This window comes from Janibacter sp. Y6, assembly GCF_040900765.1.
Taxonomy (GTDB): Bacteria; Actinomycetota; Actinomycetes; order Actinomycetales; family Dermatophilaceae; genus Marihabitans; species Marihabitans melonis.
The window spans coordinates 288,883-313,707 of sequence record NZ_JAKLYZ010000003.1 but is presented as its reverse complement, the minus strand read 5'-3'; the positions used below and the strand labels follow the sequence as shown (position 1 = coordinate 313,707).

The window sequence follows — 24,825 nt, the reverse complement described above, 5'->3', positions numbered from 1 at the left end:
CCACCTCGCTTGCCGTCACCACCCCTTCGCGGGCGAGGGGGTGCTGCCGACCGCTCATGAGGGCTGTGACGGGCCCACCCGTCCGGTTCTAGTGAGGAGCGACACCTCGGGCGAAGGGGTCGCGTCCCGTTCTTCCGGACAGCTCGCCGCTGATGACGGCTCAGACGCTACGAGCAGTGTAGTGGGCACCGCCGCGACCGGCGTAGCCTGATGGTGCTCGCCCCGTCGCCGGGGCGGGACGCGCAGCCCCAGGGGAAGCCGGTGAGATCCCGGCACTGTCCCGCAGCCGTGACGGCACCTCGTGCCGAAGTCGGAACGCCTGGCCTGCGCGGGCTCAGCACACCACCCGTCGCGGACCACGGGTCGAGCCCGTCATCTCGGTGCCGGGTGCAGACCAGCTCGCCACCCGACCGAGAGAGACCACCGTGCCCCTCACGTCACGCCGTCCCCCCTTCGCCACCCTGCTCACCGGCTCCGCCCTCGCCGCGGCCGCCACCCTCGCGCTCGCCCCCGCCGCGCAGGCCGCCGAGCAGCCGAGCGCGACGACCTCCGCGGCCTACCTCGCCGCCCAGCTCGAGGCGAACGACGACCGCCTGAGCGTCAGCTACGGCGACCAGTCCTACGACGACCCCGGCGTGACGATCGACGCGATCCTCGCGATGCAGGCCACGGGCACCGCCGGCGACCAGTCGCAGGCCTCGACCGACTACGTCCTCGGCGCGGCGGGCACCTACACCGGCAGCGCCGGCGACGAGCTCTACGTCGGCGCGACCGGCAAGCTGCTGACGCTCACCGCCTCGCGCGGCCTCGGCGGGACCGTCGGCGGCACCGACTACCTCGGCGCGCTGCAGGCCCGCGAGCAGGCGAGCGGGCAGTTCACCGACGACTCGCGGTACGTCGACTACTCGAACACCCTCGGCCAGTCCTTCTCGATCATCGGGCTCGAGCGCCACGGCGTCGACGTGTCCGACGAGGCCGTGGACTTCCTGCTCACCCGGCAGTGCGCCGACGGCGGCTTCGCCCTCGAGAACGCCGGCGCGTGCACCTCGGACCCGGACGCGACCTCCGTCGCGGTCCAGGCCCTCTCGGGCGCCGGCGGCCAGGACGCGGCGATCACCGAGGCGGTCGACTACCTCCAGGCCCGTCAGGGCGAGGACGGCGGGGTCGGCGGCGGCACCTCGACGAGCGAGGAGAACTCCAACTCCACCGGTCTGGCCGCGGTCGCCTTCCGGCTCGCCGGTCGCACCGACGCGCTGACCTCCGCGCGCGGCTTCCTCGACTCCGTGCGCCTGGGCTGCGAGTCCCCGGACGTCGCCGGCGCCCTGGCCTACACCCCGGCCGACGCCGCGGCCGCCGATGCCTCGACGCAGCCGAGCGACCAGCTCAACCGCTCGACCGCCCAGGCCCTGCTCGGCAGCACCGACGTGTCCTACCTCGACGTGACGTCCGACGGCGCGGCCGCGGCTCCCGTCGCGCTGGACTGCGCCGACGAGCCCACCCCCGGCGACCCGAGCACGACCGACCCGAGCGACGAGCCGTCGACGAGCACGACGACGGTCACCGCGACCGCACGCCCGACGACCCCCGGCCAGGAGCCCACCCGACCCGAGGTCGTCCAGACCGACGACGCCCGTGACGGCGGCCTCGGCGGCGCCGGCTGGGTCGGCGCCGGGATCCTCGCCCTCGTCGGTGCCGGCGCCCTCGTGGGCTCGCGTCGCCGCGGGGCGCACCGCTGAGACCCGGGCCCGTGATGACGACGACCACCCGCCTGCTCGCCCGGGGCGCCGCCGCGACGCTGCTCGTCGCGCCGGCGCTCGCGGTGAGCGCCGCGCCGGGGCAGGCCGCGGCGTGCCAGGGCACCTCCGGCGTCACCGTCGTCGTGCAGTACTCGGGTGGCGTCGACGTGCGCTGCGCCCCGGGCGACCCGACCTCCGGGGCCGACGCCCTGAAGAAGGCGGGCTTCACCGTCACCGACGTGCAGACCCAGCCCGGCTTCGTGTGCCGGATCAGCGGGCAGCCGAGCAGCGACCCGTGCGTGCGCACGCCCCCGGGCAGCGCCTCGTGGTCCTTCTGGCGAGCCGAGGCCGGCGGGTCGTGGGCCTACAGCAGCTACGGCGCGTACAGCCCGCAGAGCGACCCGGCGCCCGGCAGCTACCAGGGCTGGCGCTTCGGTGCCGGGTCGGCGCCGGCGTGGTCGGTGCCCGCCCCGGCGCCCGCGCCGCGCGCGGCACCCTCGTCGACCGGCGCCGCCGGTGGCGGGTCCACCGGCTCGGGTGGCTCAGGTGGCTCGGGCACCGGCGGCTCGGGCTCCGGCTCGAGCACCCAGGGCTCCGGCGTCTCGGGCTCCGGCTCGAGCACCCAGGGCTCGGGTGCTGGTGGCTCGGGCGGCGGGGCGACCGGCGGCGGCGCTCCCGCGCCGGGCTCGACCCCCTCCGCCGCACCCGGGGCGACCACCGACGGGTCCGCCCCGGCTCCCGGGGCGACCTCGACCCCCTCGGCGTCCTCGAGCGGCCGCGCGAGCGCCACCGCCGGGTCGACGCGATCGGGCTCGACCCGCGAGCGCAGCCCGTCGGCGTCCCGCAGCAGCTCCTCGAGCTCCGCCGGCGCGACGGCCGGCGCCCCCCAGGACGTGCTGCCGACGAGCACCCCGGTGCGCGAGGAGGACGGCCCCTCCGCCCTGCCGGCGCTCGCCGGTCTCGGGCTCGTCGCCCTCCTCGGCGCGGGCGCGGTGGTCGCCGCCCGTCGTCGCCGCGCGTGACCCCACCCCTCCCCCGGGCGGTGCATCCCGGGGCCTGGTGGCTGTGGGCCATCGCGCTCGCGGTCGGCGTCTCGGCGACGACGAACCCGCTGCTGCTGCTCCTCGCGATCTCGGTCGTCACCTTCGTCGTCGTGTCGCGCCGTCCGAGCACCCCGTGGGCCCGGGCCTTCCGCCTCTACGTCTGGCTCGGGGTCCTCGTCGTCGTCCTGCGCCTCGTCCTGCACGTCCTGCTCGGCCTCAAGTGGGGCGAGACGGTGCTGCTCGAGCTGCCGAGCGCGACCCTGCCCTCGTGGGCCGCCGGCATCGACCTGCTGGGCACGGTCCGTCTCGAGGGGCTCCTCGCCGCGGGTCTGGAGGGCCTGCGCCTGGCGACGATGATCCTGTGCGTCGGGGCGGCCAACGCGCTGGCGAACCCCAAGCGGCTGCTCGCGGCGCTGCCCGGTGCGCTCCACGAGATCGGGGCCGCCGTCGTCGTCGCGATCACCGTCGCCCCCCAGCTCGCCGAGTCCGTCCAGCGGGTGCTGCGGGCGCGGCGACTGCGCGGTGACGCCGGGCGGGGTCTGCGCGCCTTCCGCCGGGTCGCGATGCCGGTCCTGCAGGACACCCTCGACCGCTCCCTCATGCTCGCCTCGGCGATGGACTCGCGCGGCTACGGCCGGCGCGGCGACGTCCCCCTTCGCCACCGGCGGCTCGTCAGCGGGGTCACCCTCGCGTCCCTCCTCGCGATCTGCCTCGGGGTCTACGGCTTGCTCGACACCCGCAGCCCGGCGTGGATCGGCACGCCGATGCTCGTCGGCGGGATCGGTCTGGGCGCGCTCGGGCTGCGGCTGGGCAGCGCCGCGGTGCACCGCACCGTCTACCGGCCCGACCCGTGGCGGGGCGCGGAGTGGCTCGTCCTCGCGTGCGGCGTCGCCGGCGCCGCCGGGGTGCTCGCCGCCCAGGAGCTCGACCCCCTCGGCCTGTCGCTGCCCCTGCAGCCCCTCGGGGCGCCCGCGCTGCCGTGGACGGCCGCGCTCGGGCTCCTCGTCGCCGCGCTGCCCGGGGTGCTCACCCCGCTCCCGCCGGTGACCCGGGCGAGCGCCGCCCGCCGCGCCTCCGGCGCCCCTGCCCGAGCCGTCGCGACCCCGCAGGAGAGCGCATGAGCACGGGCAGCCACCACGGGCCGGCCGTGGTCCTCGAGCACGTCGGGGTGACCTACGCCGACGCGACGCAGCCGGTGCTGCGCGACGTGGACGTCGAGATCGAGGAGGGCGAGCTCGTCGTCGTCGTCGGTCGGACCGGCTCGGGCAAGAGCACCCTGCTCGGCACGATCAACGGCACGGTCCCCCACTTCACCGGCGGCACCCTCTCGGGGCGGGTCGTCGTCGCCGGGCGCGACACGCGCACCCACCGGCCGCGCGACCTCGCCGACGTCGTCGGTGTCGTCGGGCAGGACCCCCTCGCCGGCTTCGTCACCGACACCGTCGAGGCCGAGCTCGCCTACGGCATGGAGCAGCTCGCGCTGCCGCCCGCGACGATGCGCAAGCGGGTCGAGGAGACCCTCGACGTCCTCGGCATCGCCGACCTGCGCGACGCGCCGCTGCGCGACCTCTCCGGGGGTCAGCAGCAGCGGGTCGCCATCGGAGCCGTCCTCACCTGCCACCCACGCGTCGTCGTCCTCGACGAGCCGACGTCGGCGCTCGACCCGACGGGCGCCGAGGACGTGCTCGCCGCGATCACCCGGCTCGTCCACGACCTCGCGACGACGGTGATCATCGCCGAGCACCGCATCGAGCGGGTGCTCCACCACGCCGACTCCGTCCTCCACGTCGTCGACGGCCGGGTCGAGCACGGGTCGCCCGCGAGCGTCATGCGCACCGCGACCGTGGCGCCGCCGGTCGTCGAGCTCGGCCGCGTCGCCGGGTGGGACCCGCTGCCGCTGTCGGTGCGCGACGCCCGCCGCGCCGCCGTCTCCCTGCGGCGCGAGCTGGCGCCCCGACCGGCACCGGTCCTGCCGGTCGCCACGGAGCCGGTGCTCGAGGCGAGCGGGGTGAGCGTGCGCTACGACGACCTCGTCGCGGTCCAGGACGTCGACATCGTCCTGCCGCGTGGCAGCGTCACCGCGCTCATGGGCCGCAACGGCAGCGGCAAGTCGACCCTGCTGTGGGCGCTGCAGGGCTCCGGCCCGCGCACCGCGGGGCGGGTGCGCGTCGACGGGGCCGACACGGCCGACCTCGGCGCGGCGCAGCGTCGCGCCCGGGTGGGTCTCGTCCCGCAGACCGCGAGCGACCTGCTCTACCTCGACACCGTCGACGCCGAGCTCGCGCAGGCCGACCGCGAGAGCGACGCCGCGCCCGGCACGGCTCGCGCGCACCTCGACGCCCTCGCCCCGGGCATCCCCGGCGAGCGCCACCCCCGCGACCTCTCCGAGGGTCAGCGCCTCTCGCTCGTGCTCGCGGTGCAGCTCACCGCCGACCCGCCGGTCCTGCTCCTCGACGAGCCGACGCGCGGGCTCGACTACACCGCGAAGGCCGCCCTGCGCGACGCCGTGCGCCGGCTCGCCCGGAGCGGGCGCGCGGTGCTGTGCTCGACCCACGACGTGGAGTTCGTCGCCGAGAGCGCCGACCGGGTGCTCCTGCTCGCGGCCGGCGAGGTCGTCGCCGACGGCCCGACGGCCGACGTCGTCCTGGCCTCCCCCGCCTTCGCCCCCCAGGTCGCGAAGATCACCGCCCCGGCGGGCTACCTCACCGTCGCCGAGGTCCGCGCGCAGCTCGAGGCTCGGCGATGAGCACGACGAGCCCGCCGCGCCCGGTCGTCGACGGCCACCGGGTCCGGGCCGTGCAGCTGCGGCCGTGGTCGACCGCCGCGGTCGTCATGTCGAGCGTCGTCGGGCTGCTCGCCTTCGGCTGGCCGCTCCTCATCTCGCCGGAGATGGCGAGCGAGCACAGCGCCGACGCGCCGCTCGTGCTCGCCCTCCTCCTCCCCTTCGTCCTGGCCGTCGTCCTCGCCGAGGTCGCCGAGGGCGGGCTCGACGTCAAGGCCGTCGCGATGCTCGGGGTCCTCTCGGCCGTGGGCGCGATCCTGCGGCCGATGGGCGCGGGCACCGCGGGGGTCGAGACCGTCTTCTTCCTCCTCGTGCTGGCCGGGAGGGTGTTCGGGCCGGGCTTCGGCTTCGTGCTCGGCACGACGACGCTCTTCTCGTCGGCGCTGCTCACGGCCGGCGTCGGCCCGTGGCTGCCCTTCCAGATGCTCGGTGCCGCGTGGGTCGGGCTCGGCGCGGGGCTGCTGCCGCGGGCGAGGGGGCGCGCCGAGATCGCGCTCCTCGCCGGGTACGGCGCGCTCGCCGCGCTGCTCTACGGCGTCGCGCTGAACTTCGCCTTTTGGCCCTTCACCGTCCAGGGCGAGAGCGCGATCACCTTCGTGCCCGGGGCGCCGGCGCTGGAGAACCTCCAGCGCTTCCTCGTCTTCTCCGTGTCGACCTCGCTGGGGTGGGACATCGGGCGGGCGCTGACCACCGTGCTCCTCGTCTGCCTTACCGGTCGAGCCGTCCTCGGCGCGCTGCGGCGGGCCTCGCGCAAGGCGGCCTTCGACGCGCAGGGACGCTTCGAGGGGCCGCAGGACCAGCCCGGCTGACGCCGTGCGTCGGGCCGCCGCCCGCTCTGGCAGGATCGGGGCCATGTCGACCGAGACCCACCGCCAGGAGGCCTGGCTGCCTCGCGAAGAGCTCGAGTCGGTGCGGGGCCGTGTGCCGATGCTCTACGTCGTCGCCGTGCCCGTGCGCGTCGACCAGAGCGGCGAGATCACCACCGTCGGGCTGCTCCTGCGGGCCACCGACACCGGCCGGATGGAGCGCGAGCTCGTCGGCGGTCGGGTCCAGTACCACGAGCGGATCCGCGACGCGCTCGTGCGCCACCTCGAGAAGGACCTCGGCCCGATGGCCCTGCCGCAGGTGCCGCCGAGCCCCCAGCCCTTCACCGTGGCGGAGTTCTTCCCCACCCCCGGGGTCACGCCCTTCCACGACCCGCGCCAGCACGCCGTCGCGATGGTCTACGTCGTGCCCGTCGGCGGCGACTGCGCCCCCCAGCAGGACGCGCTCGACCTGTCCTGGCTCACCCCGAGCGAGGCCTCCGAGCCGGGCCTGCTCGCCGACATGGGCGGCGGCCACGGAGTCCTCCTGCGCCAGGCCCTCTCCCACCTCGGCCACCCGGTCTGACCCCCTCGCCCGGGCCCCCTTCGCCCGAGGGCACTTGAGGCCCACTGGGGCTCGCCACACACGTCACATGTTTCTCGGGTGACCCGATAAACCCCCGCTTCGCATGAGTAAGAGACTCGTGCTGAGCCGGTGATTATCGGGTGACCCGAGAATCTTGGGGCTGGTGGGACTCAGCCGCGAAGGTCCACCCACGACCCAGCCACCTCACGACCCAGCCCTGCGGGGGCGAAGGGGGATCAGCCCGTGAACTCGTCGCGGGTGCGGCTCATGTCGGAGAAGTCCTTCGAGTACGCGGCCTCGTAGGTCGGGGCGGTGCCGCCGAGGCGGGCGGGCAGGAAGCGCAGGTCGTCGCCGGTGAGCTCGGGGTAGCCCGCGATCGTCTCGTCGAGGAGGCGCTTCATGATCTCGCGCAGCTCCTCCGTCTTGGCCGTGACGTCGTCGTCGGGGCCGACGTGCAGCGGCTCGCCGATCGTCACGTGGATCGGGGTCTTCGTGCGCCCGATGCGGCGGGGCGCGTCCTTGGTCCAGATCCGGTGCGAGCCCCAGACGATCGTCGGGAGCACGGGGACGCCGGCCTCCTGGGCCATGCGCACCGCGCCCTTCTTCAGCTCCTTGATCTCGAAGCTGCGCGACATCGTGGCCTCGGGGTAGACGCCGACGACCTCGCCGCTGCGCAGGGCCTCGACGGCCAGGCGGTAGGACTCGGTGCCCGCGCGCCGGTCGACGGGGATGTGCTTGCACCCGCGCATGATCTTGCCGGCCTGGGGGTGCCCGAAGATCGACTTCTTGGCCATGAAGCGCACGAAGCGGTGCTGCTTGCGCGCGGCGACACCGGCGAAGAGGAAGTCGACGTAGGACGTGTGGTTGACCGCCATGACGGCGCCCCCGTGGCGGGGCACGTTGTGCCGGCCGCGGTAGCGCAGCTGGTAGCCCAGGGCGAGGAAGGTCGGCCGGCCGACGGCGATGATCGTGCGGTACGTCGGCTCTGCCGAGAAGCGCGGGGGCGTCATGCGCCCAGCCTACGACGGCACCCTCGACAGGGCCCGGGTCGATTGGGTCGCGAGGTCGCCGTGATGGGAGGATCGGGCCCATGACGAACGCCCCCACCACCCCTTCGCCGATCCCCGATCGACCGTCCCTGGACGGCCTCGAGGACAAGTGGGCGCAGGTATGGCGCGAGGAGCGCACCTACGCCTTCGGCGGCACCGCCGACCGCTCGAAGGTCTTCTCCGTCGACACCCCGCCGCCGACCGCCTCCGGCTCGCTGCACATGGGGCACGTCTTCAGCTACACCCACACCGACTGCATGGCCCGCTACAAGCGGATGGCCGGCTTCGACGTCTTCTACCCCATCGGCTGGGACGACAACGGGCTGCCGACCGAGAAGCGCGTCCAGAACTTCTACGGCGTGCGCGGCGACGCGACCCTGCCCTACGAGCCCGGGTACGTGCCCCCCTTCGCCGGGGACACCAAGAGCATCAAGGCCGCCGACCAGCAGCCGATCAGCCGGCAGAACTTCATCGAGCTGTGCGACGAGCTGACGGTCAAGGACGAGGAGGCCTTCGAGTCCCTCTTCCGCCGGCTCGGCTTCAGCCTCGACTGGGACATCCAGTACCGGACCATCGACGACCGCTCCCGCGCGACCGCGCAGCAGGCCTTCCTGCGCCAGCTCGCCCGCGGCGAGGCCTACACGGCAGAGGCGCCGGGACTGTGGGACGTGACCTTCCAGACCGCCGTCGCCCAGGCCGAGCTCGAGGCGCGTGACTACCCGGGGGCGTACCACCGCGTCGCCTTCCACCGGGTCGCCGCGGACGGCACGACCGGCGAGCCGGTGCACATCGAGACCACCCGCCCCGAGCTGCTCCCCGCGTGCGTCGCGCTCATCGCGCACCCCGACGACGAGCGCTACCAGGACCTCTTCGGCACGAGCGTGACCTCGCCGATCTTCGGCGTCGAGATCCCTGTCGTCGCCCACCCGGCCGCCGAGATGGACAAGGGCGCGGGCATCGCGATGTGCTGCACCTTCGGCGACCTCACCGACGTCATCTGGTGGCGCGAGCTGCGCCTGCCGACCCGCTCGGTCATCACCCGCGCGGGCCGCGTGCAGGCCGAGGTACCCGCATGGGTCGCCGACGCGAAGGGGGACCGCGGCACCGAGGTCTTCGAGGAGATGGCCGGCAAGACCGTGCACTCGGCCCGCGAGGTGGTCGTCGAGGCGCTGCGCGCCTCCGGCGATCTCGACGGCGAGCCGCAGAAGACCCAGCGCAAGGCCAACTTCTACGAACGCGGCGAGAAGCCGCTCGAGATCGTCACGAGCCGGCAGTGGTACATCCGCAACGGCGGGCGCGACGTCGAGCTCAACGAGGCGCTGCAGGCGCGCGGCGACGAGATCGACTTCCACCCCTCCTTCATGCGCTCGCGCTACAAGAACTGGGTGGCCGGGCTCAACGGCGACTGGCTCGTGAGCCGTCAGCGCTTCTTCGGCGTGCCGATCCCCGTCTGGTACCGCCTCGACGCCTCCGGCGAGCCCGACTACGACGCCCCGATCGCCCCGGCCGAGGACACCTTGCCGGTCGACCCCGCCGCGCAGACGCCGCCTGGGTACACCGAGGACCAGCGCGACCAGCCCGGCGGCTTCACCGGCGACCCCGACGTCATGGACACGTGGGCGACGAGCTCGCTCACCCCGCAGATCGCCGGCGACTGGCGCGGCGCCGAGGCCGGGACGAGCGACCTCTTCGGCAAGGTCTTCCCCATGGACGTGCGCCCGCAGGGGCACGACATCATCCGCACCTGGCTCTTCGCGACCGTCGTGCGCTCGCACTTCGAGCACGGCAGCGTGCCGTGGACCGATGCCGCGATCAGCGGCTGGATCCTCGACCCCGAGCGCAAGAAGATGAGCAAGAGCAAGGGCAACGTCGTCACCCCCGAGGACGTCGTCGTCGAGCACTCCGCCGACGCGGTGCGCTACTGGGCGGCCAGCGGGCGCCTGGGCACCGACGCCGCGTACGACACGGGGCAGATGAAGGTCGGCCGGCGCCTGGCGATCAAGCTGCTCAACGCGAGCAAGTTCGCCCTCGGCTTCGGCGAGCCCGAGCTCGAGCCCCGTCAGGGTCTGGCCTCGGTCATCACCGAGCCGCTCGACCGCTCGATGATCGCCGCGCTCGCGCACGTCGTGCGCGACGCGACGGCCGGCTTCGAGGGCTGGGACTACACCCGCTCCCTCGACGTCACCGAGACCTTCTTCTGGACCTTCTGCGACGACTACATCGAGCTCGTCAAGGACCGCGCCCACGCCGGTGACCCCTCCGCCCGCGCCGCCCTGCGGCTCGCGCTGTCGGTGCTGCTGCGCCTGCTCGCGCCCTTCCTGCCGTACGCGACCGAGGAGGTCTGGTCGTGGTGGCAGGAGGGCTCGGTCCACCGCTCGACGTGGCCGCTCGTCGACGAGCTCGCGCTGGGCCAGCCCGGTGACCCCGAGGTCCTCGCGGCCGTCGGCGCGGCCCTGAGCCAGGTGCGCAAGGCCAAGTCCGACGCGAAGGTCGGCATGCGCTCCGAGATCACCTCGGCGACGCTGCAGACCCCCGCTGCCCTCGCCCCGCTCGTGCAGCAGGGCGAGCCGGACCTGCGCACCGCAGGACGCCTCACCGGCACGCTCGACTACGCCGAGGGCGAGGCCGTCGCCCTCGTCGACGTCGAGCTCGTCCCCTTCGTCAAGCCCCCCAAGCAGACCTGACCCCCCGACCGCCCCCGAGGCAGGAGCGACCTGTGATCAACCCCGTGACCGAGGTCTCGAAGTTCCTCCATGCCGCGCTGCTCACCCCCGTGGAGCGCGACCACGCCGAGTCCGACGCCGCCTTCCGCCGGCGCCGGGTCGTCGCCGTCATCACGCTCGCCCTGGGGGCGGTCCTGCTGGCCTCGGCGCTGCGGATCGAGCCCGGGGACCCGCTCTTCTACGGGGCGACGCTCGCGCTCGCCGCGGTGTGGACGATCGGCGCCTTCGCCTCGGGCCGGCTGTGGCTCGGGCGCGGGCACACCCGGGCGGGGACGACGGCCCGCCCGGTGGTCCAGTCCTTCTCGCTCGGGCTGCTGCTGCTCGCGATCTTCCTCGCCGGCGGTTTCGTCGTCGCCGGGATCCCCGCGCTCTCCGAGCCCGTCAGGGGGCTGCTCGCCCACGCGACGGTCGGCTCGTTGCCGGTCGTCGCGGCGATCACCGCCGTCAACGGCATCGCCGAGGAGCTGTACTTCCGCGGCGCCCTCTACTCCGCCGCGGGGCGGCGGCACGCCGTCGCCATCACCGCGGTGATCTACACGCTGGTCTCGTTGGCCAGCGGCATCGCCCTGCTCGCGCTCGCGGGACTGGCCGTCGGCGTCGTCACGGGGCTGCAGCGCCGTGTCACCGGCGGCGTGCTCGGACCCATCATCACCCACCTCACGTGGTCGCTCGGCATGCTCTTCCTCCTCCCGCCGACCCTCGACCTCTCCTCGTCGATCGGACTCTTCTCATGAGCACCACCACCGCTGCGCCCGGCACCGTCCTCATGACCGGCTCGACCGGGTACGTCGGGTCGAACCTGCTGCCCGAGCTGCTCGACCGCGGGTGGCGCGTGCGGGTCCTCACCCGCTCCGCCGCGCGCCTGCCCAAGGAGTGGGCCGACCGGGTCGACGTCGTCGAGGGCGACGCGACCGACCGCGAGAGCGTGGCGCGAGCGCTCGACGGGGTCGACGTCGCGTACTACCTCCTGCACTCGATGGACGGCGAGGGCGACTTCATCGAGCGCGACCGCGAGATGGCCCAGCTCTTCAGCGACGAGGCCGCGGCGGCCGGGGTGGGGCGCATCGTCTACCTCGGCGGGCTGCACCCGGACGGTGAGCTCTCGCCGCACCTGCGCTCGCGGGTCGAGGTCGGCGAGATCTTCCTCGACAGCCCCACGCCCAGCGTCGTGCTCCAGGCCGGCATCGTCCTCGGGGACGGGTCCGCGAGCTTCCAGATGCTGCGCCACCTCACCGAGCGGCTGCCGGCGATGATCACCCCGAAGTGGGCGCTCAACACGATCCAGCCCATCGGCATCGTCGACGTCGTCTACTTCCTCGCCTCGGCCGCAGGGCTCGAGGGCGACGTCAACCGCAGCTTCGACCTCGGCGGGCCGGACGTGCTCACCTACGCCGAGATGATGAAGCGCTACGCCGAGGTCGCCGGGCTCGTCCCCCGCGTCATCGTCACCGTCCCCGTCCTCACCCCGTCGCTCGCGAGCCACTGGATCGGGCTGGTCACCCCCGTCAAGGCCGGCATCGCCCGCCCGCTCATCGGCAGCCTCGTCCACGACGCCGTCTGCCGCGAGCAGGACCTCCTCGAGCTCGTCGGCCCGCTCCCCGGCGGTCGGACCGGGTACACCGACGCCCTCAAGGCCGCCATGGAGGGCTACGACCCGCTGCGCTGGCGCCGTTCGCTCCAGGTCGCCGGTCTGGCCACTGCGGCGACCGCGGTCGTCGGGAGCCTCGCGACCGACCCCGGGTCGCGGTGGTACCGCCGTCTCGACACCCCCGGCTGGCAGCCGCCGGCCATCGCCTTCCCCGTCGTGTGGACGGCGCTGTACACCGGCATCGCGCTGAGCAGCGCGGCGACGCTCGCCGAGACCGAGGACGACCCCAAGGCGGCGAAGGGGTACGCGGCCACCCTCGCGGCGAACCTCGCCCTCAACGCGGGGTGGAGCGCGCTCTTCTTCAAGTGGCACCGTCCCGGTCTTGCGGCGATCGACTCCGCGGCGCTGGCGGCGACCGCCGCCGAGCTCACCCGCCGGGCCCGCCCCCACGGGCGGCTGCGCACCGCCGCGCTCGGCACGTACACGGGCTGGTGCACCTTCGCCACCGCCCTCACCGTCGCGATCTGGCGCCGCAACCGCCGCTGACCGCCACTCCCCCTCCGCCGGGCTGCCGCCCCTTCGCCCTCGCCTGCCGACCCGGCTACCACGCCGTACTGGTGGTGATCACGACCACTACGGCGTGGTAGCCGGCGTCAGGTAGGGTCGGGTCAGCGCATGGGCTCGCTGCGCACCGCGTCGGGAGCCGGTGCCGTCCCGGGCACGAGACGGGGCACGGGGACCCGGCGGGGGTCGAAGGCGGGGCGCGACCCCGCGCGGGCCGGCCGCTCCCCCGTCGGGCGCACGAGCAGCCACGCGCGGTCCCAGCCACCCAGGCCCAGCCGGGCCTCGACGACCTCGGTGACGGTCACCTGGCGCACGTGCCCGGACGCCGGCTCGTAGACGTCGACGACGTCGTCGAGCTGACCGGGCAGCACGAGCGTCACGTGGCGCGGCAGCACGTCCGAGCCGACGTAGAGCAGCGCGGGCTCGCCCTCGTCGACGACCCGGTGCAGGCGCTCGAAGGCCGCCCGCAGCCCGTCCTCGCCGAGCGGCCGCAGGACGTCGACCTCGTACCGGGTGCCGACCCGGCTCGCGCCGGCCTCGAGCTCGGCCCGCGCGCCCCACGGCGGGGTGCCGAGCGCACGCGGCCACGGCGGGCGCAGCCCGGCGCGCGAGACCTTGAGCCCGTTGGTGCGGCGGTGCACGGTGCGCTCGTAGCTCGCGAAGCGCTCGACGGGGGTCGAGCCCTCGGCCCCGAGGACCGGCAGCCCGCTGCCCGTCGTCACCCACCGGGCGAAGGGGTCGTCGACGAGCATCCGCGCGACCGTGAGGCAGGCGGCGCCGCACGTCACCGGGGACTGCTGGGTCGGGCCGGTGTCACCGGCCCGCAGGAGGTACGCGCTCACGCCTCCATCCAACCGCGAGAGCGGGGCGCACGCCACACCTCTGGGCGGGGCTCGCACCTCCGGGCGAGCGATGCCGGCTAGAGCAGGACGCCGGGGTTGAGCAGACCGAGCGGGTCGAGGGCGTCCTTGACTCGCCGGCTCGCGGTCATGACCTCCGGGCCGAGCTGCGTCGGCAGGGCGTCGCGCTTGAGCCGGCCGATGCCGTGCTCGCCGGTGATCGTGCCGCCGATCTCGACGGCCGCGGCCATGACCTCGACGAAGGCGGCCTGCGCCTTGGCCTCGCCGTCCGGGTCGTCGGTGTCGACGACGATGATCGGGTGGGTGTTGCCGTCGCCGGCGTGGGCGATGACGGGGATGGCGACCCCGTGCCGGGCGGCGACCGCCTCGATGCGCGCGAGGAGGTCGGGCAGCAGCGGCACCGCCGCGCCGACGTCCTCGAGCAGCACCCGGCCGCGCTGCTCGAGCGCGGGCAGCGCGAGACGGCGGGCCTGGATGAAGAGCTCGCCCTCGTCGACGTCGTCGGTGGAGAAGACCTCGAGGGCCCCGGCCGCCTCGAACGCGCGCTCGACGAGCTCGACCTCGGCGGCCCGGGCGGCGCCCGGTGCGTCGGACTGGGCGAGGAGCAGGGCCCCGGCGTCACGGTCCAGACCCATCGGGGCGTAGTCCTCGACGGCGTTGATCGCGGCCTGGTCGAGCAGCTCGAGCATCGAGGGCTGCACGTCACGACCGACCCGCACGACGGCGTCGGCGGCCGCCGCGACGGTCGGGAAGGTCGCGACGAGGGTGGCGGCCGGCCGCTGGGCCGGCACGAGGCGCAGGGTGGCCGAGGTGATGATGCCCAGGGTCCCCTCGCTGCCGACGAAGAGCGGCATGAGCGACAGGCCGGCGACGTCCTTGACGTGACGCCCGCCCAGACGCAGCACCGTGCCGTCGGCGAGGACGACCTCGAGCCCGAGGACGTAGTCGGCGGTGACGCCGTACTTGACGCAGCACAGACCCCCGGCGTTCGTCGCGAGGTTGCCCCCGATGGAGCAGATCTGGACCGAGCTGGGGTCGGGCGGGTACCACAGGCCGTGCTCCGCCACGGCGGCCTTGACCTCGGCGTTGAGCAGACCGGGCTGGACGACGACGGTGCGGCTCGCCGGGTCGACCTCGACGGCGCGCATGCGCTCGGTCGACAGGGTGATCGCCCCGGACTGCCCAGACGCGCCACCCGACAGCCCCGTCCCCGCACCTCGCGGGACGACGGCGATGCGGTGCTCGGTGGCCCACCGCATCGTCGTCACGACGTGGTCGGTGGACTCCGCCCGCACGCACGCCAGGGGCAGCTGCGCGGTCGGGTCGTTCGCCCCGTCGTGGCGGTACTTCTCGAGCGTCTCCGCACGGGTGGCCACGACCCCCTCGGGCAGCGCGGCGACGAGCCGTTCGAGGGTCTCGGGCGAGAGGGCGCTCACGTCGACCTGCTCAGGCCGAGCGCTTCTGCTTCGGCTTGCGCTTGGTCTCCTGCTCGTGGCGCACGATGGTCGGCAGCACGTTGTCGAGGACGACCTCGCGGGTGACGACGACCTGCTTGATGCCCTCGTCGCTCGGGACGTCGAACATCACCGGCAGGAGGACCTCCTCCATGATCGCGCGCAGACCGCGCGCGCCGGTGCCGCGGGCGAGCGCCTGGTCGGCGATGGCCTCGACGGCGTCGTCGGTGAACTCGAGCTCGACGTCGTCGAGCGCGAACATCTTGCGGTACTGCTTGACGAGGGCGTTGCGCGGCTCGGTGAGGATCTTCGTCAGCGCGTCCTGGTCGAGCGGCGAGACCGTCGTGATGACCGGCAGACGACCGATGAACTCGGGGATGAGCCCGAACTTCATGAGGTCCTCGGGCATGACGTCGACGATGGAGTCGGCGAGGTCGGTCGGCGTGTGCAGCTCGGAGCCGAAGCCCAGACCCTTCTTGCCGCTGCGCGACTCGATGAGCTTCTCCAGCCCGGCGAAGGCCCCGCCGACGATGAAGAGGACGTTCGTCGTGTCGATCTGGATGAACTCCTGGTGCGGGTGCTTGCGCCCGCCCTGCGGCGGCACCGAGGCCGTCGTCCCCTCGAGGATCTTCAGCAGGGCCTGCTGCACCCCTTCGCCCGAGACGTCACGGGTGATCGAGGGGTTCTCGCTCTTGCGGGCGATCTTGTCGACCTCGTCGATGTAGATGATCCCCTGCTCGGCCTTCTTGACGTCGTAGTCCGCGGCCTGGATGAGCTTGAGCAGGATGTTCTCGACGTCCTCGCCGACGTAGCCGGCCTCGGTGAGCGCCGTCGCGTCGGCGATGGCGAAGGGGACGTCGAGCATCTTCGCGAGGGTCTGGGCGAGGTAGGTCTTGCCGCAGCCGGTGGGACCGATGAGCAGGATGTTGGACTTGGCGATGTCCACGTGCTCCTCGTCGCGCTTGCCGGCGGTGCTCGCGGCCTCCTGGGCCTGGACCCGCTTGTAGTGGTTGTAGACGGCGACGGCGAGCGACTTCTTCGCGCCCTCCTGGCCGATGATGAACTTCTGCAGGAAGTCGAAGATCTCACGCGGCTTGGGCAGCTCGTCGAAGCCGAGGTTGCTACCCTCGGACAGCTCTTCCTCGATGATCTCGTTGCACAGGTCGATGCACTCGTCGCAGATGTACACCCCGGGACCCGCGATGAGCTTTTTGACCTGCTTCTGGGACTTGCCGCAGAAGGAGCACTTGAGGAGGTCTCCGCTCTCTCCGACTCGTGCCACGTCCAGATCCTCTCGCTCGCCCGGTGCTGCCGGTCGCCACCGGCCGACGTGCCCGACGGTACCCGTCGGCTCGTCGCTGTCCTGCTATTGGACACCGCGTGTGGGGGGCGCGTCGCGCCTGTCCGCTGTCAGCGCAACGCGGTGAGGACGACCGATCCGGTGACCGCGAGGACGAGCGAAGGGGTGGCCCGCCGGGTCCCGCTGCACGCCCCGATGGTGACCGGCCCGGTCGGGCTCTGCGTGGCCAGGAGCAGGTAGCTCTCCCCCGTCGTCAGGCGCGGACGGCCGTAGCCGGGCGCACCGATCGCGGAGCGCACCGTCGCGACGGCGCTCAGGTCGCCCCGCAGCCCCTGGTCGACGGACACCCGGTAGAAGACATCTTCTGACGGGTCCGACGGCAGCGCGACGTCGGTCACCGTGACGAAGGCGACGACGTCGGAGTGCCTGAGCTGGGTCTGCAACCCCGGGCACGAGGTCGCTGCTGCCCTGGCAGGGCTCGCGCCGGCACCGACGCCGACGAGCGCGGCGGCCAGCGACGCGAGGAGGAGCCTCATCCCCCTTCGACGTCCCGACGATCCCCCCGGTTCCCTCCCCCGGGCACGCCGACGGCCGCCGTCCCCGCGGGGGCGGCGGCCGTCGGCGGCGGTCCTGCTCAGTCCTCGAGCGAGGCCTTGCGCGGGGTGAGCACGAGGTCGATGAGCCCGTAGTCCTTGGCCTCGGCGGCCGAGAGGATCTTGTCGCGCTCGATGTCCTCGCGGACCTGCTCGGGGGTCTTGCCCGAGTGCTTGGCCCAGGTCTCCTCGAGCCACTCGCGCATGCGCAGCACCTCGTTGGCCTGGATCTCCAGGTCGGAGGCCTGACCGCCCGCGCCACCGGCGAGCGCCGGCTGGTGGATGAGGATGCGCGAGTTCGGCAGGGCGAAGCGCTTGCCCGGGGCGCCGGCGGCGAGGAGCACCGCGGCGGCCGAGGCGGCCTGGCCGATGACGAAGGTCTGGATGTCAGGACGGATGTACTGCATCGTGTCGTAGATCGCCGTCATGGCGGTGAAGGAGCCGCCCGGGCTGTTGATGTACATGAGGATGTCGCGCTCGGGCTCCATCGACTCGAGCACCAGCAGCTGGGCGATGATGTCGTCCGCGCTTGCGTCGTCCACCTGCACGCCGAGGAAGATGATGCGGTCCTCGAAGAGCTTGGTGTACGGGTCCATCCGCTTCATGCCGTAGGAGGTGCGCTCCTCGAAGTTCGGCAGGATGTAGCGGCTCGACGGGCCGGGGCGCATCGGGGCGTCACCGGGCATGGACGTGCGGGCCTGGGGGTCGAAGTACATGTGTCTCTCTCCTGGTCTCTCGCGCGCTCAGTCGGTGACCGGGTTGTCGCTGCGCGGCCCGGCCTGCGCCGCGCTCTCGAAGACGTGGTCGATGAAGCCGTACTCCTTGGCCTCCTCGGCGGAGAACCACCGGTCGCGGTCGGAGTCCTTCTCGATGCGCTCGAGGTCCTGGCCCGTGTGCTGGGCAATGAGCTCGGCCATCTGCTTCTTGACGAAGAGCATCTGCTCGGCCTGGATCTTGATGTCGGACGCGGTGCCGCCGATGCCGCCCGAGGGCTGGTGCATCATGACCCGCGCGTGGGGGGTCGCGTAGCGCTTGCCCGGGGTGCCGGCCGACAGGAGGAACTGGCCCATCGACGCTGCCAGGCCCATGGCCACGGTCGCGACGTCGTTGGGGATCCACTTCATCGTGTCGAAGATGGCCATGCCGGCGGAGATCGAGCCGCCGGGGCTGTTGATGTACAGCCAGATGTCCTTCTCCGGGTCCTCCGCCGCGAGGAGCAGCATCTGGGCCGCGATGGCGTTCGCGTTGTCGTCGCGCACGTCCGACCCGAGGAAGATGATCCGCTCCTTGAGGAGCCGCTGGTAGATGTGGTCGTCGAGTCCGAGGCCGCCCTGGGGGCCTGCCGCGACGATCTCGCTGGGGTTGCTCACGCTCGCTCGCTCTCGTGTCGTGATGGCGTTGTCAGTGACCCTAACGCCGAAGGGTCGGGCGCTACTCCCGACCCATCTACGTGTTCGCCGTGGGCGCAACCGGGCACGAAGGGGGAGCCGCGCGGCTGCTCAGAGCACGAGGTTGAGCAGCACCGTGAGCAGGACCGACAGGAGCAGGGAGACGACGATCATCGTCAGGCATCCCGCGGCGCCCCCGAGGGGGCGGACCTGGACGCGTCGGCGAGGGGGCTGGGTCATCACCTCACGCTAACGGGGTCAGAGGGGGCTCGACCGCGTCAGCTGTCGTCGTCCTCGTCGTCCTCGCCGTCGTCGCCGCCGTCGTCGTCGCCGTCGTCCTGGCCGTCGCCGTCGTCCTGACCGTCGCCGCCGTCCTCCTCGGTCTGGCTCGACCCGGGCTCGTCCTCTCCCCCGAGCGGCAGCACGCAGGCGGAGAGCCCGAGCGGCAGGGCGGCGGCGAGCAGGACGGCGGTGAGGGTGCGGCGCATGCACCAATCCTGGACGACGTGGATGAGACGGCGATGAGAGAGCGGCCCGCCGGGGCGGGCCGCCCTGCCTCAGGAGCGCACGAGCAGCGCGAGCGCCGCGTGGGCCTCGAGCTCGACGTGGAAGCCGTGCAGCTGGTCGACCTCGCCGAAGGCCGACCCGTCGCCCATGTCCATGAGCCGGGCGCCGGGCGCGAGGTGCTCGCTGATGACCGTGCCGGAGATCGGCTCGGCGGCGAAGTTGAGCACCGTCACCTGCATCTGGCCCTCGATGCTCTCGTAGTCGTGGACCATGACGAGCATCGCCGGGTGCGCGACGTCGGGCACGTCGACCTGGCTCGTCGTCGCGATCTGGAAGTACCCGCGCAGGTGCAGGATCTGCTTGAGCCGGTAGACGAAGGACGTCTCGTCCTCGAGCTGCTCGGGCAGGGTGCCGTAGAGCGATCGGGCCCGCGGCATGCCGGACATCGAGCGCTGGGCGGAGGGGTCGACGCCGAGCAGGTCGTAGGCACCGCGGTGGATCCAGCGGGTGTCTCCCCCGTCGAGCAGCGGCGCGACGTCCGGGTGGTCGGCCGGCAGCGGCAGCGCACCGGTGAGGTCCCACCCGGAGAGGGCGAAGACGCCCGGCTGGAGCGCGTTGTAGCTCGCGAGGAGCAGGTGCGCCTGCCGGATCCGGGCGACCTCCTCCTCGCCGATCGCGTCCAGGTCGGTGATGCCGAGCGACCCGGCGATGATCGACGCCGTCGTCGAGGCGATGCCGTTGGTCGTGAAGACCTGGTTGTACGGCGCGGCCGCGCCGGTGAGGCGCTCGGTGAGCTCGCCACGGATCGTCTCGGCGAGCACCTCGCCGCTCACCTGCTCGCCGCGGAAGGTGAACTCCTCCTCGCGGTGCTCGCTGGCGAAGTGGACGAGCTCGTAGGTCATCTCGTCGTGGTTCTGCAGCGCGTGGACGAGCCCGACCGCGTGGACGCCGCGAGCCATCGCCTCGCGCATCGTCAGCCGGAGGAACTCCGTGTCGGCCGTCGCGAGCGCGTGCTGGTAGGCGGGCCGGTTGACGAAGTCGTAGGACAGGTCGGCCCCGGCCTCGGAGGTCGTCGCGATGTCGTCGATCGAGAGGTTGAGCTCCTGGAAGGTGAAGCCGCCGATCTTGCGCACCATCGACCCGATGAGCTGGTTGGCCGCCTCCGACAGGGGGTGGCCCTCGGACCACGCGGGCGAACCCTCGGCGGACTTCTCGACCCCGAGGAAGCCGTTGGCGTCAAGCCGCAGGCCCCCGGACCCGAGGTCGCCGAGGCTGTGCAGGGCGTCGCCGATGACCATGCGCATGCCGGCGAAGGTGGGGTCGAGCCAGTTGATCGAGGGCTGGCCCTCCTTGAAGTAGTGCAGGTAGACCCAGCGCCGCCGGATGCCGTCGGGACCGGTGACGACGGAGGTCGCGCTCCAGTTCGTGTCCTTGGCCCCGGGCACGTGGAAGATCACGCGCTGGAGCCTGCCGACGATGTAGCCCGCCTCGGACAGCGCGGCCTCGGCCTCCTCGTCGAGGTTGACCGAGTCGCGCCCCTCGGGCACGTCGGGCAGCAGGTGCCAGTCCTCCTCGGGCACGAGGACCATGTGGTAGATCCCGGGGTAGTCGTCGACCCCGAGCTCGGCGAGACGGAAGTCGGCACCCTTGCCGGTGTGCCCGGGCACGATGTCGTCGATGACCGTGCCGTCGTGCGTGGCGGCGGTGACGCACATCTCGCGGAACTCGTCCTCGGTGCCGAAGGCGGTGTCGATGTGGGTCGAGATGCGGTCGAAGTGCCCGTCGATGCTCGGCGTGGGGCTCCACCCGGAGATGCCACCGGCCTGCTTGACCGGGCCCGTGTGCAGGCCGTGGATGCCGATGTCGGCGAAGGTGCGCCACAGCTCGTCGTCGCCGAGCGCGGCGAGGAAGGAGCGCCCGGGCGGGGTGATCATCGAGATCGGGTAGGCGGTGAACCACACCGACGCGGTCTGGACCGCGAGGCGCGGGTCCGGGGTGGCGTAGGGGTTCTGCCACATCGAGCCCACGGCCGAGAACTGCCGGGCGATCGCCTTCGCGTCGGCGAGCATCGACTGGTCGCGCAGCCACCCGACGTAGACGGGGTTGTCGCCGAGCGGCTCGCCGGAGCGCAGCTCGGCCGGCGAGGGCGCTCCCTGGGGCCGCAGCCGGCCCCGCGGACGAAGGGCGCGGGGTCGGGCGGGGTAGAAGACCTGGGCGAAGTTCGGCTCGTGAGGGTCCTGCTCGAGCAGGTCGGACTCCACGGCGGCCTCGAGGAGCTCGTCGTCAGGGGAGACGTCCGGCGAGATGTCGGTCATGACGCACAACCCTAGGGTCCGACCCGCCCTGATCGCACACCGCGCTGCGCCTAGAGCCAGCCGTTGTCCTGGGCGACCCTCGCCGCCTCCATCCGGGTCGTCGTGCCCGTCTTGCCGATGGCCGAGGACAGGTGGTTGCGCACCGTGCCCGGCGAGAGGTAGACCTGCGCGGCGATGCTCGCGACCGGGGCGCCCGTGAGCGCCTCGCGCAGGACCTCCCGCTCGCGCGGGGAGAGGGGGTTCACCCCTTCGTAGAGCGACTCCGCGGCGAGCGTCGGGTCGATGACGCGCAGACCCGAGCGCACCCGGCGCACCGCCTCGGCGAGCTCGCTCGCCGGGGTGTCCTTGACGACGAAGCCCCGCGCACCGGCCTCGAGGGCCCGGCGCACGTAGCCGGCCCGCCCGAAGGTCGTGACGACGAGCGCCCGGCACGACGGCTCCTCGCGAGAGAGCTGCTCGGCGACGTCGATGCCCGACATGCCGGGCATCTCGATGTCGAGCAGGGCGACCTCGGCCCCGGTGCGCCGCACCGCGGCGAGGACCTCGTCGCCGCGGCCGACCTCGCCGACGACGTCGATGTCGCGCTCGAGACCGAGCAGAGCCGCGAGGGCGCCCCGCACGAGGGCCTGGTCGTCGGCCAGCAGCACCTTGATGCTCACAACGTCACCTCCACGCGCGTGCCCGGCTCGGCCGCCTCGACGACGACGCTCCCGCCGGACGGCTCGACCCGCTCTCGAAGTCCCCGCAGACCGTTGCCCTCGCGCCCCGAGCGCGGCCCCCGCCCGTCGTCGACGACGACGAGGCGGTCCTCGCCCAGGGTGACGACGCACCCGGTGGCGCCGCTGTGGCGCACGACGTTCGTCGCGAGCTCGCGCAGCGCCCAGGCGATGGTGATCCGGTGCCGCGGGTCGACCTCGGCCGGGTCGCCGTCGACGACGAGCGAGATGCCCGCGTCGGCCATCGCGCCGCGCGCCGAGTCGATCTCGTCGGCGAGCCGGGCGACGCGCAGCCCCGCCACCGTGGCCCGGATCTCGGCGAGCGACTGGCGGGCGATGGAGCGCAGCTCGGCGAGCTCGGCCTTGGCCCGCTCCGGGTCGACGTCGACGAGACGCTCGGCGAGCTCGGCCTTGACAGTGACGACGGTCAGCGAGTGGCCGAGGACGTCGTGCACGTCGCGGGCGACCCGCTCGCGCTCCTGGCTGATCGACAGGCGCTGCTCCGAGGCACGCCGCCGCGAGGAGCTGCGGTCGAGGCCGCCGACGAGGATGAGCGTCAGCGTGACCATCGGGTAGACGAGGTAGACGAAGGCGAGCTGCTCGATGCCCACCTGCGACACGACGACCGAGGCGATGCCGAGGGCCAGCGCGAGCGCGGCGAGGGCCTGCCAGGGCCGCAGGGCGATGCCGGCGAGGGCGAGGACGAAGGGGACGAGCCCGAGGGCCGCGATGCCGGCGGTGGGGATGGTCGCGAGGGTGAGGGCGACGAGGACCGCGAGGTAGGTCCACACGCTCCAGCTCGTGCCGTCGGGCCGGTCCTCCGCCCGCATCGCGTGGATGTAGACGACGCTGAAGGCGAGGACGACGAGGATCCCCAGCGCGCGCCACGGCCACGGGGCGTCGTCCTGCACGATGGAGACGACCGGGAAGACGATGAAGACGAGCCAGACCGCGCCGAGCAGCCAGCCGAAGCGGGCCCAGGGGTCGCGCTCGACCTCCTCCCCCACCACCACGTCGCCGCGTCGTCGCTCCATGGGCCGCAGGCTATCGCCGGGGGTCACTGACGGCCGCGGCTGCGGCGCACGAGCAGGGTGGCGACGACGGCGAAGATGGCGCCCCAGACGACCAGGTTGGTCACCGGCACCCACAGCGGCTCCTGCACCATCGCCGCACCGTCCTGCGTGCTCACGAGCCAGCCCTCGGTGATCGGGTAGCGCGCCAGCGAGATGTACCCGTAGAGCGGGGTGAAGCGAGCGATCTCGAGCAGCGTGCCCGACAGGGGGGTGAAGACGTTGCCGAGGAAGGCGAAGATGACGAGCGTGCCCGAGGCCGCGCCGACGGCGCTCTCGGAGCGGAAGGCGAGCCCGACGCACAGCCCGTAGAGGGCGAAGACCCCCGCGCCGCCGAGGACGACGAGCGCCGAGAGGACCCACGCCTGCACGGTGCCCTCGGCGCCGGTGAGCGCCCCGATGAGGTAGATGAGACCGATCGGCACGCACGCGACGGTGAGCGCGGTGACCGCCTTGCTGAGGACGAAGGAGGCGTCGCGCATCGGGGTGAGGCCGAGCTGACGGCCCCAGCCCTGCATCTTCTCGACCGCCGCCCCGCCGCCGATGGAGGTCGTGGCGGTCACGGCGCCGTACGCGGCCATCGAGACCATGATGTAGAGACCGACGTTGCCGTTGCCGGCCGACTCGTCCTTGAAGGACTGGGTCGCGCCGAAGATGACGAAGAGGAAGGCCGGCAGCGCGGCGGTGAAGAAGAGCCCGACCGGGTCGCGCACGATCCGTCGCAGCTCCATGCCCGTGTACGTGGGGTTGATGCTCATGCCCGGCTCCCGCTGGTCTCGTGCTCGGTGGTCTCGTCGGTGGTGCGGTGGGGGTCGTCGGCCCCCTGCCCGGTGAGGGCGAGGAAGGCCTCGTCGAGCGAGCCCGTCGTGATCTCGAGGTTGGACCCGCCGAGGTCGAGCAGGGTGCGGGCCAGCGCGTCGGAGTCGGCGGCGAGCACCCGCACCCGTGGCCCCTGCCGCTCGAGCGAGTGCACCCCCGCAGCGGCCTCGAGCCGTGCGTCGAGCTCGGGGGCGAGGTCGGCGCTCACGATGCGCCCGGTCGCCCGGGCGCGGATGGCCTCGGTCGTTCCGTCGGCGACGACGACGCCACCGGACATGAGGACGATGCGGTCGGCGAAGGTGTTGGCCTCCTCGAGGTAGTGCGTCGCGAAGATGATCGTGCGGCCCTGCGCGGCCTCGGCGTGCATCGCCGCCCAGAAGTCGCGCCGGGCGCCGACGTCCATGCCCGCCGTGGGCTCGTCGAGGACGAGCAGGTCGGGGTCGGGCAGGAGCGCGAGGGCGAAGCGCAGCCGCTGCTGCTCGCCGCCAGAGCACTTGCTCACGCGGCGACGGGCCAGCGCGGTGATCCCGGCCCGCTCCATGACCTCGGCGACCGGCTGCGGCGAGGCGAAGGTCGAGGCGATGACCTCGACGGTCTCCTCGACCGTGAGGTCGCGGAGCAGGCCGCCGGTCTGGAGCACCGCCGAGACCCGGCCGGCGTCGACGGCGGCGCGCGGCGCGGTGCCGAAGACCTCGACCGTGCCCGTCGAGGGCTCGGTGAGGCCGAGCACCATGTCGAGGGTCGTCGTCTTGCCGGCGCCGTTCGGCCCGAGCATCGCGACGACCTCGCCGTGCCCGACCTCGAGGTCGACGCCGCGCACGGCCTCGACCCGCTGCCGGGCGACGATGAAGTGCTTCGTCACCTCTCGCAGCCGCAGCGCCGGGGGCGCCCCCTGCTCAGATCGCGTGTCCTGGTCCATGCCCCCACCC

The 24,825-nt window shown here is 73.3% G+C and carries 23 protein-coding genes and 1 riboswitch; of the genes, 9 read left to right on the top strand and 14 right to left on the bottom strand.

The window, feature by feature from the left end:
- Window positions 1-252 precede the first annotated feature (252 nt).
- Window positions 253-320: riboswitch (cobalamin riboswitch) on the top strand.
- 105 nt (window positions 321-425) lie between these two features.
- Genes L6241_RS09075 through L6241_RS09050 form a run of 6 tightly spaced genes read left to right on the top strand, consistent with a single transcriptional unit; the run spans window position 426 to window position 6,950 of the window.
- Entirely contained in the window at window positions 426-1,736 is a 1,311-nt protein-coding gene (locus L6241_RS09075) for a prenyltransferase/squalene oxidase repeat-containing protein (protein ID WP_368245857.1), read from the top strand.
- A gap of 11 nt (window positions 1,737-1,747) precedes the next feature.
- Window positions 1,748-2,758, top strand: a complete 1,011-nt coding sequence (locus L6241_RS09070) for a hypothetical protein (RefSeq protein ID WP_368245856.1) — start codon at window positions 1,748-1,750, stop codon at window positions 2,756-2,758.
- Window positions 2,755-3,900 carry an energy-coupling factor transporter transmembrane component T gene (locus L6241_RS09065; RefSeq protein ID WP_252974870.1) on the top strand — a complete coding sequence of 382 codons (1,146 nt, stop codon included), beginning with the start codon at window positions 2,755-2,757 and terminating at the stop codon, window positions 3,898-3,900. Before L6241_RS09070 ends, L6241_RS09065 begins: the two co-directional genes overlap by 4 nt.
- The gene (locus L6241_RS09060) at window positions 3,897-5,525 is read left to right on the top strand and encodes an ABC transporter ATP-binding protein (RefSeq protein WP_368245855.1); all 1,629 of its coding nucleotides are present in this window, start codon (window positions 3,897-3,899) and stop codon (window positions 5,523-5,525) included. Before L6241_RS09065 ends, L6241_RS09060 begins: the two co-directional genes overlap by 4 nt.
- Complete coding sequence (locus L6241_RS09055) at window positions 5,522-6,370, top strand: ECF transporter S component (protein WP_368245853.1); 849 nt, start codon at window positions 5,522-5,524, stop codon at window positions 6,368-6,370. Before L6241_RS09060 ends, L6241_RS09055 begins: the two co-directional genes overlap by 4 nt.
- Before the next feature lie 43 nt (window positions 6,371-6,413).
- The gene (locus tag L6241_RS09050; RefSeq protein ID WP_368245852.1) at window positions 6,414-6,950 is read left to right on the top strand and encodes an NUDIX hydrolase family protein; all 537 of its coding nucleotides are present in this window, start codon (window positions 6,414-6,416) and stop codon (window positions 6,948-6,950) included.
- A gap of 236 nt (window positions 6,951-7,186) precedes the next feature.
- Here the strand turns inward: L6241_RS09050 and L6241_RS09045 are convergent, their stop codons facing one another.
- Window positions 7,187-7,960 carry a 1-acyl-sn-glycerol-3-phosphate acyltransferase gene (locus L6241_RS09045; RefSeq protein ID WP_068273835.1) on the bottom strand — a complete coding sequence of 258 codons (774 nt, stop codon included), beginning with the start codon at window positions 7,958-7,960 and terminating at the stop codon, window positions 7,187-7,189.
- Window positions 7,961-8,040: 80 nt separating this feature from the next.
- Here L6241_RS09045 and valS point away from each other — a divergent pair, with 80 nt between their 5' ends.
- From valS to L6241_RS09030, 3 genes are read left to right on the top strand one after another with little or no spacing between them, the layout of a single operon-like run.
- A complete protein-coding gene (gene valS / locus L6241_RS09040) occupies window positions 8,041-10,683 on the top strand; it encodes a valine--tRNA ligase (RefSeq protein ID WP_368245850.1) in 2,643 nt (880 codons plus the stop codon).
- Between the two features lie 44 nt (window positions 10,684-10,727).
- Window positions 10,728-11,456 (top strand): type II CAAX endopeptidase family protein, encoded by a 729-nt coding sequence (locus L6241_RS09035; protein WP_251718457.1) that lies wholly within the window; start codon window positions 10,728-10,730, stop codon window positions 11,454-11,456.
- Complete coding sequence (locus L6241_RS09030; RefSeq protein WP_368245849.1) at window positions 11,453-12,856, top strand: tryptophan-rich sensory protein; 1,404 nt, start codon at window positions 11,453-11,455, stop codon at window positions 12,854-12,856. Before L6241_RS09035 ends, L6241_RS09030 begins: the two co-directional genes overlap by 4 nt.
- Before the next feature lie 122 nt (window positions 12,857-12,978).
- Here the strand turns inward: L6241_RS09030 and L6241_RS09025 are convergent, their stop codons facing one another.
- The 13 genes from L6241_RS09025 to L6241_RS08965 all read right to left on the bottom strand — a co-directional run bounded on the left by L6241_RS09025 (window position 12,979) and on the right by L6241_RS08965 (window position 24,815).
- A complete protein-coding gene (locus L6241_RS09025) occupies window positions 12,979-13,716 on the bottom strand; it encodes a hypothetical protein (RefSeq protein WP_368245848.1) in 738 nt (245 codons plus the stop codon).
- A 77-nt stretch (window positions 13,717-13,793) separates the two neighbouring features.
- Window positions 13,794-15,170: an FAD-binding oxidoreductase gene (locus tag L6241_RS09020; RefSeq protein ID WP_368245847.1), complete on the bottom strand. Its 1,377-nt coding sequence runs from the start codon at window positions 15,168-15,170 to the stop codon at window positions 13,794-13,796.
- Window positions 15,171-15,180: 10 nt separating this feature from the next.
- Window positions 15,181-16,470 carry an ATP-dependent Clp protease ATP-binding subunit ClpX gene (clpX, locus tag L6241_RS09015; protein ID WP_068273821.1) on the bottom strand — a complete coding sequence of 430 codons (1,290 nt, stop codon included), beginning with the start codon at window positions 16,468-16,470 and terminating at the stop codon, window positions 15,181-15,183.
- 128 nt (window positions 16,471-16,598) lie between these two features.
- Window positions 16,599-17,024: a hypothetical protein gene (locus L6241_RS09010; RefSeq protein WP_368245846.1), complete on the bottom strand. Its 426-nt coding sequence runs from the start codon at window positions 17,022-17,024 to the stop codon at window positions 16,599-16,601.
- A 98-nt stretch (window positions 17,025-17,122) separates the two neighbouring features.
- Window positions 17,123-17,797: an ATP-dependent Clp protease proteolytic subunit gene (locus L6241_RS09005; RefSeq protein WP_068273819.1), complete on the bottom strand. Its 675-nt coding sequence runs from the start codon at window positions 17,795-17,797 to the stop codon at window positions 17,123-17,125.
- A gap of 27 nt (window positions 17,798-17,824) precedes the next feature.
- Window positions 17,825-18,451, bottom strand: a complete 627-nt coding sequence (locus tag L6241_RS09000) for an ATP-dependent Clp protease proteolytic subunit (protein WP_068273817.1) — start codon at window positions 18,449-18,451, stop codon at window positions 17,825-17,827.
- Between the two features lie 129 nt (window positions 18,452-18,580).
- Window positions 18,581-18,709 carry a hypothetical protein gene (locus L6241_RS08995; protein WP_263596795.1) on the bottom strand — a complete coding sequence of 43 codons (129 nt, stop codon included), beginning with the start codon at window positions 18,707-18,709 and terminating at the stop codon, window positions 18,581-18,583.
- Window positions 18,710-18,747: 38 nt separating this feature from the next.
- Window positions 18,748-18,957: a hypothetical protein gene (locus L6241_RS08990; protein WP_368245844.1), complete on the bottom strand. Its 210-nt coding sequence runs from the start codon at window positions 18,955-18,957 to the stop codon at window positions 18,748-18,750.
- Window positions 18,958-19,026: 69 nt separating this feature from the next.
- Window positions 19,027-21,291: a maltose alpha-D-glucosyltransferase gene (gene treS / locus L6241_RS08985; RefSeq protein WP_368245843.1), complete on the bottom strand. Its 2,265-nt coding sequence runs from the start codon at window positions 21,289-21,291 to the stop codon at window positions 19,027-19,029.
- A gap of 50 nt (window positions 21,292-21,341) precedes the next feature.
- Window positions 21,342-21,950: a response regulator gene (locus L6241_RS08980; RefSeq protein WP_368245841.1), complete on the bottom strand. Its 609-nt coding sequence runs from the start codon at window positions 21,948-21,950 to the stop codon at window positions 21,342-21,344.
- Window positions 21,947-23,041: a histidine kinase gene (locus tag L6241_RS08975; RefSeq protein ID WP_368245839.1), complete on the bottom strand. Its 1,095-nt coding sequence runs from the start codon at window positions 23,039-23,041 to the stop codon at window positions 21,947-21,949. The genes L6241_RS08980 and L6241_RS08975 overlap by 4 nt, the downstream gene beginning before the upstream one ends.
- A gap of 23 nt (window positions 23,042-23,064) precedes the next feature.
- The gene (locus L6241_RS08970) at window positions 23,065-23,835 is read right to left on the bottom strand and encodes an ABC transporter permease (protein WP_285837995.1); all 771 of its coding nucleotides are present in this window, start codon (window positions 23,833-23,835) and stop codon (window positions 23,065-23,067) included.
- A complete protein-coding gene (locus L6241_RS08965) occupies window positions 23,832-24,815 on the bottom strand; it encodes an ABC transporter ATP-binding protein (RefSeq protein WP_368245837.1) in 984 nt (327 codons plus the stop codon). Before L6241_RS08965 ends, L6241_RS08970 begins: the two co-directional genes overlap by 4 nt.
- Between the last annotated feature and the right edge of the window lie 10 nt (window positions 24,816-24,825).